This window comes from Bacillus sp. 1NLA3E (genome assembly GCF_000242895.2).
Lineage (GTDB): Bacteria > Bacillota > Bacilli > Bacillales > Cytobacillaceae > Bacillus_BU.
Genome location: NC_021171.1, coordinates 1,593,381 through 1,608,754, shown reverse-complemented (window position 1 = coordinate 1,608,754; position 15,374 = coordinate 1,593,381). Strand labels below are relative to the sequence as shown.

General features: G+C 37.1%; 15 protein-coding genes. 1 reads left to right on the top strand and 14 read right to left on the bottom strand.

Going from position 1 to position 15,374, the window contains the following annotated elements:
- Positions 1–234 precede the first annotated feature (234 nt).
- Complete coding sequence (locus tag B1NLA3E_RS07775; RefSeq protein WP_041580385.1) at positions 235–810, top strand: lysophospholipid acyltransferase family protein; 576 nt, start codon at positions 235–237, stop codon at positions 808–810.
- A gap of 377 nt (positions 811–1,187) precedes the next feature.
- Here B1NLA3E_RS07775 and B1NLA3E_RS07770 read toward each other — a convergent pair whose 3' ends face one another.
- From B1NLA3E_RS07770 to B1NLA3E_RS07710, 14 genes are all read right to left on the bottom strand, one after another.
- Positions 1,188–1,874 (bottom strand): ABC transporter ATP-binding protein, encoded by a 687-nt coding sequence (locus B1NLA3E_RS07770; RefSeq protein ID WP_236619647.1) that lies wholly within the window; start codon positions 1,872–1,874, stop codon positions 1,188–1,190.
- A 1-nt stretch (position 1,875) separates the two neighbouring features.
- Positions 1,876–2,484 (bottom strand): hypothetical protein, encoded by a 609-nt coding sequence (locus B1NLA3E_RS07765; RefSeq protein ID WP_041580384.1) that lies wholly within the window; start codon positions 2,482–2,484, stop codon positions 1,876–1,878.
- Between the two features lie 14 nt (positions 2,485–2,498).
- Positions 2,499–3,758, bottom strand: a complete 1,260-nt coding sequence (locus B1NLA3E_RS07760) for an ABC transporter permease (RefSeq protein ID WP_015593286.1) — start codon at positions 3,756–3,758, stop codon at positions 2,499–2,501.
- Entirely contained in the window at positions 3,755–4,918 is a 1,164-nt protein-coding gene (locus tag B1NLA3E_RS07755) for an efflux RND transporter periplasmic adaptor subunit (protein ID WP_015593285.1), read from the bottom strand. Before B1NLA3E_RS07755 ends, B1NLA3E_RS07760 begins: the two co-directional genes overlap by 4 nt.
- Positions 4,919–5,076: 158 nt before the next feature.
- Positions 5,077–6,546, bottom strand: coding sequence for a sensor histidine kinase (locus B1NLA3E_RS07750; RefSeq protein ID WP_015593284.1), 1,470 nt, complete (start codon positions 6,544–6,546; stop codon positions 5,077–5,079).
- Positions 6,524–7,222 carry a response regulator transcription factor gene (locus B1NLA3E_RS07745; RefSeq protein ID WP_015593283.1) on the bottom strand — a complete coding sequence of 233 codons (699 nt, stop codon included), beginning with the start codon at positions 7,220–7,222 and terminating at the stop codon, positions 6,524–6,526. Before B1NLA3E_RS07745 ends, B1NLA3E_RS07750 begins: the two co-directional genes overlap by 23 nt.
- 258 nt (positions 7,223–7,480) lie before the next feature.
- Positions 7,481–7,621, bottom strand: a complete 141-nt coding sequence (locus B1NLA3E_RS24710) for a GapA-binding peptide SR1P (protein WP_144061441.1) — start codon at positions 7,619–7,621, stop codon at positions 7,481–7,483.
- 264 nt (positions 7,622–7,885) lie between these two features.
- On the bottom strand, positions 7,886–8,842 hold the full coding sequence (gene pfkA / locus B1NLA3E_RS07740) for a 6-phosphofructokinase (protein ID WP_015593281.1): 957 nt from the start codon (positions 8,840–8,842) through the stop codon (positions 7,886–7,888).
- Between the two features lie 107 nt (positions 8,843–8,949).
- Positions 8,950–10,281 carry an MFS transporter gene (locus B1NLA3E_RS07735; protein ID WP_015593280.1) on the bottom strand — a complete coding sequence of 444 codons (1,332 nt, stop codon included), beginning with the start codon at positions 10,279–10,281 and terminating at the stop codon, positions 8,950–8,952.
- A gap of 191 nt (positions 10,282–10,472) precedes the next feature.
- Positions 10,473–11,498, bottom strand: a complete 1,026-nt coding sequence (locus tag B1NLA3E_RS07730; RefSeq protein WP_015593279.1) for a zinc-dependent alcohol dehydrogenase — start codon at positions 11,496–11,498, stop codon at positions 10,473–10,475.
- Between the two features lie 312 nt (positions 11,499–11,810).
- Positions 11,811–12,545 carry a FadR/GntR family transcriptional regulator gene (locus B1NLA3E_RS07725; RefSeq protein ID WP_041580958.1) on the bottom strand — a complete coding sequence of 245 codons (735 nt, stop codon included), beginning with the start codon at positions 12,543–12,545 and terminating at the stop codon, positions 11,811–11,813.
- A 154-nt stretch (positions 12,546–12,699) separates the two neighbouring features.
- Complete coding sequence (locus tag B1NLA3E_RS07720) at positions 12,700–13,458, bottom strand: SDR family NAD(P)-dependent oxidoreductase (RefSeq protein WP_015593277.1); 759 nt, start codon at positions 13,456–13,458, stop codon at positions 12,700–12,702.
- Between the two features lie 51 nt (positions 13,459–13,509).
- Positions 13,510–14,457, bottom strand: a complete 948-nt coding sequence (locus B1NLA3E_RS07715) for a transketolase family protein (protein ID WP_015593276.1) — start codon at positions 14,455–14,457, stop codon at positions 13,510–13,512.
- Positions 14,457–15,308: a transketolase gene (locus B1NLA3E_RS07710; protein ID WP_328285169.1), complete on the bottom strand. Its 852-nt coding sequence runs from the start codon at positions 15,306–15,308 to the stop codon at positions 14,457–14,459. Before B1NLA3E_RS07710 ends, B1NLA3E_RS07715 begins: the two co-directional genes overlap by 1 nt.
- Positions 15,309–15,374 lie beyond the last annotated feature (66 nt).

Genomic DNA, 15,374 nt, shown 5'->3' with positions numbered 1-15,374 from the left:
TATTTAATTATTGTAAGATAATTTAAAATGTTATCAGTATTAATACATTTCGTCAAGACCATTTTAGAAAAAATTTATTTTTGTCCCTAGCTCTATTATAAAAATTCCTACCATGTGCTGTTTCAAGGCTGATTAATATTTCATTTTGAACAAATGAAGCAATACACATATTTACTAATATGAATTCTCATAATATACTTTTATCATGCTTAAATAAGGAAAGGTTTGATTAGGTTGTTTTATAAAATTGCCATTACGGTTGTTAGAATTCTCTTAAACATACGATTTAGAATTAACATTAAAGGAATAGAAAATATACCTGAAGGTTCAGCTATTTTAGCAATGAATCATTCTAGTAATTTTGATGCACCCTTAGTGGGCGTATACACCCCACGAAAAATGTATATCATGGGAAAAGAGGAACTTTTTTTAAAAAACAAGTTTTTCTCTTGGGTTATTACTGAATTAGGATGTTTTCCAATAAAAAGAGGACAAGCTGACATTAAATCACTAAAATACACATTAAGAATATTAAAAGAAAATGGTTTATTTTCTATTTTTATCGAAGGATCTCGTTCTAAAGAAGGAGAAATGCAGGAGGCAAAAAAAGGGATTGGTTTTATCGTTGCCAAAAGCAAAGCGCCCGTTGTACCTACCTATATTTATGGTACAAGGAGTGGTTGGTTTAAACCGGCGGGGGTTATTTTTGGAAAACCGATTACTTTTGAAGAAGGATTGGGACATGAAGCCGTCGCCAATCAAATTGCTGAAGAAATAAAAAAACTTAACCCCAACAGAGAACTTTCCTAACTGGTGAGTTCTTTTTCAAAATTTTGATTACTACTTATGCACTATACAATTTATTCCTTAACACCTTTATTCATCAAATCAATCCCGTTTTTTAATATAAGATTGTCTATGCTAACGGGCCTGTTGATTTCCGCTCCAGGTGCTTCGCTTTCCGCGGGGCGGGCGGTGAGCCTCCTCGGCGCTAAAGCGCCTGCGGGGTCTCACCTGTCCCGCTGCTCCCGCAGGAGTCTTCGCACCTTCCGCTCCAATCAACATTGTGCAAAAAATCAACATTGAGCTTTAACATATCCTTTTTAAAAGAAATGGAAATAAAGCAAAAAGCACCATCATTTTTTTGATAGTGCCTGTCTCCTAGCTTGCCTTAAAAAGGTACGTTTTTAATAAGTATATTCTTGAGCTGTTTTTCCGGGATACTGTTTGATCAGTCCGTCTTCAACGTATATTGTTCTTTTGGCTTTTGCAGCTATACTTTCATCGTGAGTAATGATGATGATTGTTTTTCCTTCATCGTTAAGCTTTTGAATAAAAGCTAGAACTTCCCTTCCTGTCTTTTGGTCAAGAGCACCCGTTGGCTCATCTGCCAAGATTAAAGGACATTCGCCAACCAATGCACGAGCAATGGCAACCCGCTGTTGCTGACCACCCGAAAGCTGGTTTGGTCGGTGATGAATCCGATCACCAATTCCCACTCTTTCTAATGTTTCTGTGGCTTTTTGCTTAGCCATTTTATAACTTTCACCTCGAAGGAGAAGTGGAAGGGCTACATTATAAAGTGCGGTATATTTAGAAATAAGGTTAAATTTTTGAAAGACGAAGCCAACTTTTTCATTTCTGACTTTGGCATAGCTTTTTTCTGAATGCTCTTTAATATTTACCCCATCAAGAAAAAAATCTCCGTCGTCAATCGTATCAATCAGTCCAATTAAGTTCATCAATGTTGTTTTTCCGGAACCTGAGGGACCAAGAATGGCAACAAATTCGCCTTTTTCAACCGTTAATGACACTCCTTTTAAAACTTCAACCTTATTCTCGCCCTTGCCATATGACTTGTGGACATCAGTCATTTTAATCACGGAATTTTCCACCTTCTCCTGCATCTCCACCTTGCCCACCGCCTGTTCTCGGTTTTCTTACACTGATTTTCTCGATGGTTTTGCCATCTTTCTTATAGTAAACTGACAAAGTGTAGCCAGATTTCAATTCATTCAAGCTTATTTCACTTTCAGTCATCCCAGTTTCACTTCTGGTCGTTTTCACAAGAGAAGTACCCACCGGAATCACCATCGTTTTCTCTTCTCCAGTGTATTCTTTTTGTCTCATTCCAAAACCGGTACCTGTGCCCCCGCTTCCGTCAGTATTAGCACCATTTGGAGCGACATTACTGCCTTTATCATCAACATTTCCAGCGTTAGTACCGCCTTTTTGTCCGTTTTGGGCGGGCATTTCGGGCATTTTTAATAGTTTCAAGATTACTTCATTTCCAATAACCTCAGAAACTTCGCCGTACAAATCAGGTTTCTCAAAAGCTTTTGTATTGCTATTGGCACTTGCTTTATTATCAGTACTTTGGTCTGTGGTCGTTTTTTCCTCTGAGGAGGTTGAATTTGAACAACCCACAATAGAGGAAACAATTAAAATAGATGCTAATATATTAATAAAACGTTTAAGTTTCACGTTTACCACTCCTATCAATCATAATTTAATGCTTCGATTGGTTTTAACTTTGATGCTTTTGCCGCAGGATAGTACCCAAAGAATATCCCGGTAATCACTGAAAATCCTAATCCAAGAACAATTCCTTCAAACGAAGCTAAATAATTTATATCAGTAAAAGACAGCACCCATGGCGCGAATACACTGAGCAATACCCCGAGCAACCCGCCGCAAAGACTGATAAAAATGGCCTCAAATAAGAATTCCATTAGGATGACTTTCCTTGCTGCTCCAATACTTTTAAGAATTCCAATCTCACGAGTTCGTTCCTTAACTGCCACCATTAGCACGTTCATAATTCCAATTCCACTTACAACCATGACAATAGCGGCCACCGCTATCAACAAGGCAGACATGGTATTTGAAGTCTCCTGTGCAGAAGCCAGGGTACTTCCCGCATCAACTATCGTGTACGATTCAGAATCACCCGTTATTTCTCCAATATACTGCTTGATTTCTTCGATGGCAGGCTGGACGCTGTTAATATCGTTTGCCTGGGCGATAATGGTGACCTGACCCATTCCGCCGCCTCCCCCTCTAGTTCCACCGGTTCCGGTTGTATACTTTAGTGCAACATCATAAGGGATAAACGCCATATCGTCAGCTGAAGTAGAACTTGACATTCCGCTAGGTCCACTGCTAATCCCGCCTGATCCTCCAATACGCTCCAAAACACCTGTCACCGTATAAGGTGACCCTTTTACCATGATCTTTGTACCTACAGCAGCATTGATGTCACCATCAAACAAAAGATCCGCTAAATTGTAACCAAGTACGACCACTTTGTTTCTAATTAGCCCATCTTCATCTGTAAATAAATCCCCGCTTATTGGAGTCAAATTGGTGATGTCTGCATAAGCTTCATTGATTCCTTGGATATTTACAGTCGAAGATGTTGACCCGTTTGCAATGTCTGATGATGTCCCCGTGCTAATTCCAACACTCTTAACATGTGTAAGCTCTTCAGACATTTTAAGAGCATCTTGTTTTGTAAGAGATTTCGATGAGGTAGTGCCCATGCCCTTGCCAGGTCCACGGACCTTTGATATTGTAATGCTTTCAACAGAAAGCCGCTTATACTGGTCTTCTACGGCTTTTTCACTGGCTTTTCCGATACCGACCACCATGATAATGGTAAAGGTACCTATAATGATTCCGAGCGATGTCAGGAATACCCTAAATTTATTAGTAGATACGCTGAGCATAACGGAACGTAACTGCTCAACTAATTTCATTTTGTAACACCACCTATGACAACGGTCTCTCCTTGTTTAAGGCCTTCCACAACTTCGGTTTGGATTCCATTCGTTAATCCACCGGTAATCGTTCTTTTTTCTGTTTTTCCAGAAGATTTTTTAACATTGACATATTGCTTGCCATCTTCAACAAAGATTGCTTTGTTTGGTACGAGAAGAACATTCGTTTTTTCCTTCTTTAAGAAGGTAATAAAGGAAGTCATCCCATCTTTAATAATTGGATTTGGATCAGTAAGTTTGCCGGTAACTTCATAAGTAACAACCCCTGAGCTGTCGGTTGTTGGAATATCACTGACGGAAACCACTTCACCCGGAACATTTTCCAAAGATACGGAGTCTATAGCAACTCTCATTTGTTGACCGTTTTCAATCCCTGAAATATCAGTCTCTGAAGCACTTGCTTTCACATAGATGACAGTAGGATCTTGTATAGTCATAAAGGCAGTACCTGAGGTAGAAGATGCATTATTGGTTCCGGCCTGACTTCCGGATTGACTTCCCGTCACCACTTCTCCCACTTTATAGTTCGTTTTTAGGATTTCTCCATCAATAGGAGCTTTTTGATAAATCTTGTTCAAATTATTCTTTGCTTCCTGAAGATCGTTTTTCGATTCTTCTATACTTAATTTAGCGTTCTGTATGGTCGAGTTACTGTTGACCAAGGTCTGGTATTTTTTCAACTCAAGATCATAGGCTGCCTTAAGAGAAGTATCAGTAGAATTTGCATCCCATTTTGTTTTTGCTTGATCAACCTTAATTTTAGAGTCCATAACATTGATTTCCCGCTGATTAACAGCATCAGTATAGTTTGCTTGTGCCTTGCTTAATGCATTTTCTGCTTGAGTGACTGCAAGTTGAAGATCTGTATCGTCAAGTTCAGCCAGAATGTCTCCAGCTTTTACCGTTTGTCCTACCTGAACATTAATCTTCTTGACAGTACCAGACACTTCAAAATTCAAATTGGTAAGAGAACGGCTTATTTTTCCATCAGCAGAAAGTCCAATTTCTAAATTTCCTTTCATCACTTTTTGTTCGGTCGTTTTTACGGCAGCTGTTTCAGTTTCTTGGGCGGAACATCCCGCCAATAATGACATCCCTAAAGAACAGGATAAAATAATTGCTATTGCTTGTTTTTTCAAAATGAGTCAACCCTTTCTGTATCGCATTGTTCTGTCTTTATTTTAGAAATAGTTTGTGATGGCTATGTGAAGATTCCTTTAATAAACTATTAAAGATATATAGCAAAAGTATGATAGATAGAAAAAAACAGCCCCTGGATTTTAGGAGCTGTCAAAGGCTATTCTTTATTTAAAGTAAACCAAAACTCAACCATATCTTCGTGATTGGTTGTTCCATATTTTCCACCATGTGCCTCGATGATGGCTTTTACAATTGTAAGTCCTAGTCCCGAACCACCATATTCCCGGGTACGGGCTTTATCAATTTTGTAGAAGCTATCCCAGATTTTACTAAGCTCATCAGTGGGAATAGGTCTTCCAGTATTGAAAACACTCACAACTACTTTTTCTGCTTGCTCTTCTGCCCGAATTATTATTCTTTTCCTATTATCGACATGATTCATAGCATTGGTTAGGTAATTCGTTAAAACTTGTTCGATTCTATCTGGATCTGCAAATACAGTACAGTCTCCTTCATAGGTCACTGATAGTTTAATTCCTTTTTCTTTAAAAATCAGTTTGAATTTTTCAAGAGTATTTTCTACAAGTCCACTTGCATTGATATTTTCTTTCTTCATCTGTTTGTATCCACCTTCAACCTGAGATAGGTCTAAAAGGCTTAGCACGAGTCTGTTCATTTGCTCTGCTTCATCAATAATGACATCACAATAAAAATCCTTATCCTCGGTATTCACATTCACCTTTAACCCCTCCGCATACCCTGCAATGAGTGAAATAGGAGTTTTTAGTTCATGCGATACATTGGCAATTAATTCCTTTCTTGATTGATCGATTCTTTCTTTCGTCTTGATATCTTCTTTAAGCTGTATATTAGCGGTTGCAAGCTCATTAAGTGTTTTATCTAACTTTACTGAAAGTAAATTAATATTTTTACCAAGATCTCCTATCTCATCATTTGAGTTGAAATCAATCCTTTGTGAAAAGTCCAACTTTGCCATATCAGCGGTTAACCTGGCGATTTTGACAATTGGTTTTGAAATCTTCGTTGATACATAAAAAATCGTGATCGTCCCAATTAAGGTGACCAATAATGATAAATATAGGATAAAATCACTTGCTGCTTTAACGCTGTCTTTCATGGCATCGATTGATGAACTAATTTCAATATATCCGTTGGCACCATCTGGAAGTTTTATTCTGGAAAATAAACTCAAGAATTCCGTGTTCATCCGTGGGTCGGTGCGGGTGACGATCTTTGGCAGATTAGTAAAGTTTTCTCTAAAATCTTTTATATGTTTATCACGTTTATCTGGTAATTTGGGATCGGGAAGCTGGTTTTTATCCTTACGATTTAAAAGAGCTGTCATGAAAATGACATTGTATTCCTTGTCGGTAATGATGATATTAATGTTTTTATTATTTTGAAGGGCTGTAAGGTGTTCTTCATAATCATTTTTTTTAGATAATATTTTTTGCACTTGCCCAAGACTTTCCTTTAATGTCGTCTTTTTAGAAGAGATGTAAAAATCCTCTAAGAAAAAGATACCAAAAAACTGCGTTATAATAACAAATAGAAGGATAATGGATGTTAGTATAAAAAATAATTTAACTCTTATCGATATCCTCATCCTTGCACCTCATTCTATATCCAATTCCTCTGACTGTCTGAATATAACCACCATGAATACCGAGTTTTGCGCGCAACTGTTTAACATGAGTATCCACAGTCCGCAGATCACCAAAATAATCGTGGTTCCAGACCGCATTCAATACATTATCCCTTGATAACGCGATGCCTTCATTTTGAATGAAATAGACTAATAAATCGAATTCCTTTGGAGTCAATTCAATTAGACAGTTGTCAATATATACTACATGTTCAATTAAATCGATTGAAAGATTTCCTAATCCAAGTCGTTCGCCACCAATTTTCCCTGAGCGTTTCAAAAGATTTTCAACTCTTGCCACTAGAACACTTGGGGAGAAGGGTTTGGTAACATAATCGTTTGCACCAAGTTTAAACCCTTGAAGTTGATCCGTTTCTTCTGATTTTGCCGTAAGCATGATAACAGGAACCGATGATATTTTTTTTATTTCTTTTAAAACTTCCCAACCATCCATTTGCGGCATCATGACGTCTAGAATAATAAGATCAATTTTATGTCGATCCTCCATAAAAATGTCATATGCCTGCTTTCCATCCGCAGCAGTTAATACTCCATAACTCGAGTTTAATAGGAAGTCGGAAACAAGCTTTCTCAGCCTTATTTCATCATCTGCAATTAATATTAATGGTTTTTTCACAGTGCATTCCTCTCATAGATAGTATGTATTTTATATCATTACCAAAAGTTTGTGATGAATTTGTGATGTAAATCAATTATCTCTTAATTTGTTTATAATCACTAATAGAAAAAGAAGCACCTAACTTAAAGGTGCTTCCCTTTTTCAATTCCTAGCTCCATTTCTCTGGAGTATTGATTGAGCATCGCAATCGAGTTTTCGCCCCTATCCAATAATCCATGAATCATGAAAAAAGGTTCAGAGCAATATCACGATTCCTCATTCTTCTTTATTAGAACAATCCTTCGAACATTTTCCATACCAAGTTTTTACTCCTTCGGAACTATCCACACTTTCGATAATTTCCCCACATACTTGACAAACAATCGTTCCTTGTTTAATAGTTGTTTGCTCATCCATGTACTCTTCCCCATTTCTATAAAATAAAACTGGAACTGATTTGTTATAAACAATCCGGATTTTTTTGGCTCTGTTAAACTTGCATGTTGATTTCCGTTCCAGGCGCTTCGCTTTCCGCGGGGCGGGCGGTGAGCATCCTCGGCGCTAAAGCGAAGCGCCTGCGGGGTCTCACCTGTCCCGTTGCTCCCGCAGGAGTCTTCGCGCCTTCCACTCCAATCAACATTGTGTAAAAAATCAACATTTTGCTTTAACAAAGCCATTTTTTTAATACAATAAAGTGTCTAGTAAACTATAGTTTTCCCGGTTGTCAACAATCTCTGCATTAACATTTTTAAGCTCTATATTAATTATGTTATTCTCTTTATTCCCAACAGCTCTTCCAGAATATCCTTCAATCAACAGGTTCACTGCCTTAACACCCATTTTGCTTGCTAATACGCGATCAAATGCGGATGGGTTTCCCCCTCTTTGAATAAAGCCTAAAACTGTCGTCCTTACACTGACATTTACCTTTTCTTCAATATATTTTTGTAACGTTGGCAAATCATACATTCTTTCGGTTATGATGACGAGATTATCTTTCTTACCACTTTTAATTCTTGAATTTAATTTGGAACATATCGTGTCAAAATCTAATTTTCTTTCTGGAGTTGATATGATTTCCCCACCGCCTGCTATGGCAGAATATAAGGCTAAATCCCCACAATATCTTCCCATCACTTCGACAATCGTTGTTTTGTCATGTGAAAAATCTGTATCTTTAATTTTACCAATGCACTCCAACACCGTATTCAAAGTTGTATCAAATCCTATTGAATAATCCGTGTAAGCTAAATCATTATCTATCGTTCCAGGTATACCAATGACTTTAATACCGAGTTCATGTAGTTTTTCTGCTCCCTTAAAAGATCCTTCACCACCTATTACAACTAAAGATGAAATCCCGTAATTCCTCAATGCTATTAATGCTTTATTTCTACCTGATTCCTTCATAAATTCTAACGAGCGAGAAGTTTTTAAAATCGTCCCACCTTTATCTGCAATATGATCAACATCTTCACTAGTTAATTTATGAATTTTCCCGTCTATTAAGCCTTGAAACCCACACTTTATTCCCATTACTTCTATATTATGATAGTTTGCTGCTTTTACTATTGCTCTAATAGTTGCATTCATTCCCGGGGCATCTCCACCACTTGTTATGACCCCTAGTTTATTCATTGCCAAACATCTCCTATGCATTTCTGATTGATTGTTATTTAAAGAAAGAAAACCGGCAGCTGTTTAAACCTAACTGCCGGATTTTTATTAAAAAGAGGCCTTACCTTTTAACTAGTTTTTTCTAATTTATTTGAGTCATTTTTATGTAAAGCCTTTCCTGATTGTTTTACCAGGAATACAATGATACTTGAACTTATGATCATACTTACACCTAAGAAAATCATACTTGTATTAAAAGATCCTGTTGTATCCTTAATATATCCCACAATGTATGGTCCAAAGAATCCACCCAGATTACCAATACTATTAATTAGTGCGATTGCACCTGCAGCAGCTGCTTCAGTTAAGAAAGAAGGCGGAATAGACCAGAATGGTGAGTATGCCCCAAATGCCCCACATAATGCCACTGTCAAAAATACGAATGATAAAACAATACTGGTATTGGCAACAAGGCTACTAATGATCATTGCCACTGCACTTGTTGTTAAACATGCCGCAACATGAAAGCGTCGCTCGTTCTTCTTATCAGAATGGTTCCCCACTAGAATCATCGTGACCATGGCACAAACATACATTAACCCAAGCACCCAGCCCATAGATTGAGTGGAAAGAGAGGTTGTCTCTGATAAGCCTTTTGAAATGGTTGGTAAAAACATAACAATTCCGTAATAACCAATCATCCAGCAAAAATATCCCAATGATAAGATAAGGACGTCACGATCCTTTAAAGCCTGCCAAAAAGAATAGTGTTTTACTTTCTGTTTCACAAGTTTCTCTTTTGTTGTTGTGTCAATTAGCCATTTTTTCTCATCGTTGTTCAACCACTTTACATCTTCAATTTTATCATCTAGATAGAAGTAACATATAAACCCTAAGATAAAGGCTGGAATCGCTTCCATAATAAACAGCCATTGCCATCCTTCCATACCCATCCAGTGAACACCCAGCAAGAAAGTTGAAAGTGGAGCACCTAGGGCATTAGCACCTGGAATTGCCACCATGAATCCGGCAATCGCTTTTGCATGGTGCTTTGTTTGATAAAACCCACTTAAATAGTAAACCATACATGGATAAAAACTTGCTTCAGCAACCCCTAGTAAAAATCTTGCAGAGTAAAATTGGATAGGAGTTTGAACAAAGGCCATTAATACCGCTATCATTGCCCATGTTACCATGATTCTACTAATCCATTTTCTTGCTCCAATTTTCGTCATAATTGCACTGCCTGGTACCTCTAACAGGAAATAACCAAAGAAAAAGATTCCTGCTCCAAAACCGAAAACTGCATTAGAAAATCCTAAATCTTCATTCATTTGCAGTGCCGCAAATCCGATATTCACTCGATCTAGTATTGATATTGTAAAACATAGAAATAGGAATGGAAGTAATCTTAATGAAACTTTTTTAGTAGTTGACCGCTCTAATTGAAGTAAATCCAAAATAACGCCTCCTTAGGGTTTCGTACCTAACTATTTTCTAGCTTTAATATCTGGTTAATTTGAAAATTTCTATTGTATTATTCGTTTTGAAACATTCAACCAATTATCCCTAGTAATCGGAATGCCTACAATTAAACTAGGTAAATTTTTGTAAACACTTACATTAAAACGCTTTCAAAATATATTATATATTAAAATTTCAATAATACTTTAATAACATTTTCCAATTTTTCATCGACTATTATCATAGCATTCTTGATTTCTTCAACAGGTATAACCTTAGAAATGAATAATGACGTATCATACATATTGGCTGCTATTGCCTCTGCTGCGACCTCAAAATCCTTTCTAACATACATATTTGAACCTATTAATTGAATTTCCTTATTTTGAATATATGAAATCTCTATCTCCGGTTTCTTACCAAAAAGAGCTACTTCAGAAACCTTTCCTCCCCTTCTTACAATCTTAAAAGAATCATTCAAAACTGATTGAATTCCTACTGCAATAAATACCTTATCAACGCCTTCTCCGTCGGTTTCTTCCAGTATTTTTTCAATTGCATCTTCTTTTAAAGTATTGATTGTATGGGTCGCTCCAAGCTTTTCTGCAACATTCAAATTATAATCAACAGCATCGGTAATAAATACTTTTGTTGCACCTGAATTTATTGCAGCTAGTAAAAGTCCCAAGCCGATTGGACCTGCCCCCAATATTGCTACCCTATCACCAAGTCCTACTTCAGCTTTTCTTACTGCATGTACACCAACTGCCAGCGGCTCAATCAGTGCACCTTGTTCAAAGGATACATTGTCTGGTAATTTAACAATTGTGTTTTCCGGAACAACAATAAATTCTCCAAATGAACCTGTCCATTCCTGTGTACCTAATACTTTTTTATCTTTGCAAATATTATAATTTCCGGCCTGACAGGGTTTGCACACCCCACAACCATAATGGGGTTCAACCGTAACACGGTCCCCCAAAGAAACATTTTTAACCTTATCCCCAACTTCAACTACTACCCCAGCAAGTTCGTGCCCAGAGATAACCGGTGGAATTCGAAAAGGATGAGTGCCATGGTATGCATGAATTTCTGAACCGCAAATACCGGTTACCTTCACTTGGATCTTGACTTCGTGTGCTAGTTTTATTACTGGAATGCTAACCCCTTGTAATTCCATAGAGAAAGGTTTTGTAATCACACCAGCTCTCATAATCTACCCCCATTATAAAATGATAAAATTTTCCAACAACAGAATTATCACGTTGTCTTCTTGAGTACTTGTCTACTAAGGTACCTTATGTATTTAATATACTTTCACACCTATTGAATGTCAATAAGATAATTTTAATTTTCAAAATCAAAAAAAAGCATGATACAAAGCTAGTAACATAGCTTTACATCATACTTAAAAAAAGAAATTCCCCTTCATTTGATGGGGAATGTTGTGATAAGTTTTTATTTATAAAATCTCCAAGATTTAATACGCTCCCCTAATAACTTCTAAAGTGTCGATTATCTAGATCTAATCTTTCCAATAGCGGTCAAATAGGTTTTGCATATGAAAAGTCATGATTCTCTCTGCTTCCTTTTCATCATGGTCCTCAATCGCTTTAATTAGCAATTTATGCTCAGAAAAATTACGATCTCTATAGTCTGGTCGAGTTACAGTTCTATCTCGTAAAAATTTCCACATTTCGTGCTGTTTCATTGTGGTACTGATTGCTGCCATAATACTAATAAATAAATCATTATGAGAAGCCTTTGCGATCCCATTATGTAATGCTTCATCGGTTTCTGGCACATAGTGCCCCGCCTTTGTTTCTTCCTCCATCTTCTTGATGGTAGTTCGCAGATCTGCAATGTCCTCATCAGTAGCCCTTAAAGCTGCAAACTTACAAATAAGAGGCTCTATATTCATTCTTGCTTCAACAATATCCTCTGGGGAAACTGATTCAAGTAAAATAGCTGATTGAGAATTTTCAGAAGCTATCTGAGTGTTTTTAACAAAAACACCTTCTCCTTGGCGGGAATAAATAAGTCCATTTAATTCCAATGCACTGAGGGCTTGTCTGATGGGGGCACGACTTACACCAAATTGTTCACATAACTCTCTTTCAGTAGGGAGTTTATCGCCTATGTTAAATGAGCCTGATTGGATTTGAGAAAGAATTTGATTATAAATTTGAAGATATAGTTTTTTACTCGATACCGGATTAAAATTTATCATAACCACTTCTCTCCATATGTTTTGTTTCATTTTCCTTGTATTAAAGACCATATTAATTATATACTCTTCGTTTTTAATGGGCAACCAACTTAGCTATTTTTAGTACCTTATGCGGGAGACTATCTAATATAGAGATATTACAAATAGGCATTCCAATTGGAATGCCTGTTAAATAATCGTATCATTAATCCATGTGTGAACCACCGTTTATATCGATTTCTTCTCCGGTAATATAGGATGCTTCCTCTGATGCTAAAAAGGCAATGGTCGATGCAATCTCTGTAGTTTCACCAGGTCTTCCCATAGGGATGCCTGCAATCACAGCTTTTGCATCCTCTTCTGGTAAGGACTTCCAAATCTCAGTATTTACAAGGCCTGGAGCTACACAATTAACTGTAATTCCATCTAGTGCTACTTCCCGAGCTAAGTTTTTAGAAAATCCTAATACAGCAGCCTTTGAGGCAGAATAGTGTGGGCCACCAAATACTCCGCCACCTCTTTTTGCTGAAACGGAGGAAAGACTAATGATTCTTCCAAACTTTTGTTTTTTCATTGTTTCTAATACTGATTGAGTACATAAGAATAAACCAAACATATTCACACTAAATATTCTTGTAATGTCCTCAAGTGTCATATCTTGAACCGTAACTTTTTGTGAAATCCCGGCATTATTGACAAGGATATCAATTCTACCAAACGTTGCAAGGGTTTTCTCAACCATTGCATCACATGATTCTTTGCTGGTAACATTTAACTCAACGCCTAAAGCCTTTCCGCCTGCTTCAGTTATGGCATTTACAGTATCTTGAACACCCTCTAAATTAATATCAGCAATAATAACTGCGGCTCCCTGCTTTGCAAGTGTTAATGCAATAGTACGTCCAATCCCCTTTTGGGAACCGCTGCCTGTAACGATCGCTACTCTATCTTGTAACTCAAACATATTTATCTCTCCTATTTCACTAGATTTCATCACGCATGATTTGGGTAAGTACTATAGCATTTCCTTCGCTGTTCTTACAATATCTTCAATTGTAATTCCATTAAGCTCTAAAAGTTTTTCATATGGGGCAGATTGTCCGAACTGATCTTGAACCCCTATTCTTCTAACAATACCCTTTCCTTCTTCAGCCACTACTTCACATACTGCACTTCCGAGACCATTTAATATATTATGATCTTCAACTGTAATAATTTTACCAATATTTAGACATTCAACTACAGCCTCACGATCGAGAGGTTTTATTGTGTGAATGTCTAATAGTTTTACAGAAACCCCTTCATTTTCCAATTGCTTAGCTGCTTCTAAAGCTAGATAGACAGTGTCACCATTTGCAATTATTGCTATATCATTTCCGTTCCTAAGCTTCTTTGCTTTCCCAATCGTAAATTCTTCATTTTCATCATAGATGAACGGGACAGTATCTCTTGTAAAACGAAGATAGACTGGTCCATAAAACTCAGCGGCTTGTTCTACTAGTTTTCTAGTAGAATGATAATCTGCACCCATTATGACTGTCATATTTGGAATCGTCCTTAAAACTCCCATGTCTTCGATACTTTGATGACTTGCACCATCATTAGCTGGAGTAAGTCCACCGTGCGAACAAGCAATTTTAACATTTAGGTTTGGATAACAAATTTCTTGTCTAATCTGCTCGGCCATTCTTAAGGAACCGAATACCGCGTAAGTGCTTACAAATGGAATCTTACCGGTTGTAGCAAGACCCGCAGCCAAACCAGCTCCATTTTGCTCAGCTATCCCAACATTTACATGTTGATTAGGGAATTGCTTTGCGAATTCTGTAGTCTTACACGACTTTCCGATATCGATATCTACGACAAAAATATTCTTGTTCTTTTTTCCTAATTTTACGATTTCATCACCGAAGGCTTCTCTAGTAGCTTTTTTCTTTACAATTTCTTTTTCCAATAGACTCATTATCTTAAACCTCCCGCTACTTCTGCTATTGCAAGTTCAAATTGTTCATCATTTGGAGCGACTCCATGCCAACCAACGACATTTTCCATAAATGATACGCCTTTCCCTTTTACTGTATTACACACAATACACTTCGGTTTTCCATTTTTTGCTTCTCTAACATAATCCAATGTTTCAACAATTTCTTCCATCGAGTGCCCATCAATTCTTCTCGTTTCAAAACCGAAAGCATGAAACTTCTTTTCTAAATCTTGGTTTGGCATTATTTCATCGGTTGTACCATCAATTTGTAATCCATTATCATCAACAAATACGACTAAATTATCTAATTGATACTTAACTGCACTTTGTGCAGCTTCCCATATTTGTCCTTCTTGACACTCTCCGTCTCCTAAAATCGCGAAAACTCGATAATCTTTTGAGTCTCTTTTTCCTCCAAGTGCCATCCCTACTGCACAAGAAAGTCCCTGTCCTAAAGACCCAGTAGAAATATCAATCCCAGGACACTTTTTCATATCAGGATGGCCTTGAAAAGGTGAGCCAAATTCTCTTAATGTATATATTGTTTCATAGGGGACAAATCCAAGTAATGCTAATGCTGAATATTGGATAGGACAAACATGTCCTTTTGATAATACAAACCGATCACGGTCTTCCCATTTCGGATTATTCGGGTCCACATTCATTTCTCTAAAGTAAAGGGCTGCTACGATATCTGCTGCTGAAAGGGAACCTCCCGGATGCCCAGATTGTGCTTTGTGAATCATTGTAAGAGCTGCTTTTCTTAACTCAATCGCTTTTTGCTTTAACTCCTCAACACTAATATCCTTCATCTCAGTCACCTCGTTAATTTATAGCTAGCTGTTTTTACATTGAAACGTTAAAATTTGTCATGTTGTATACTTGTCTACTAAGTT

Bases quoted from the DNA above. Each gene is read 5' to 3' on its own strand.
- B1NLA3E_RS07770 (WP_236619647.1), bottom strand. From the start codon at position 1,874: ATGACTGATGTCCACAAGTCATATGGCAAGGGCGAGAATAAGGTTGAA.
- B1NLA3E_RS07760 (WP_015593286.1), bottom strand. From the start codon at position 3,758: ATGAAATTAGTTGAGCAGTTACGTTCCGTTATGCTCAGCGTATCTACT.
- B1NLA3E_RS07750 (WP_015593284.1), bottom strand. From the start codon at position 6,546: ATGAGGATATCGATAAGAGTTAAATTATTTTTTATACTAACATCCATT.
- B1NLA3E_RS24710 (WP_144061441.1), bottom strand. From the start codon at position 7,621: ATGGATGAGCAAACAACTATTAAACAAGGAACGATTGTTTGTCAAGTA.
- pfkA (WP_015593281.1), bottom strand. From the start codon at position 8,842: ATGAATAAACTAGGGGTCATAACAAGTGGTGGAGATGCCCCGGGAATG.
- B1NLA3E_RS07730 (WP_015593279.1), bottom strand. From the start codon at position 11,498: ATGAGAGCTGGTGTGATTACAAAACCTTTCTCTATGGAATTACAAGGG.
- B1NLA3E_RS07725 (WP_041580958.1), bottom strand. From the start codon at position 12,545: ATGAAACAAAACATATGGAGAGAAGTGGTTATGATAAATTTTAATCCG.
- B1NLA3E_RS07720 (WP_015593277.1), bottom strand. From the start codon at position 13,458: ATGTTTGAGTTACAAGATAGAGTAGCGATCGTTACAGGCAGCGGTTCC.
- B1NLA3E_RS07715 (WP_015593276.1), bottom strand. From the start codon at position 14,457: ATGAGTCTATTGGAAAAAGAAATTGTAAAGAAAAAAGCTACTAGAGAA.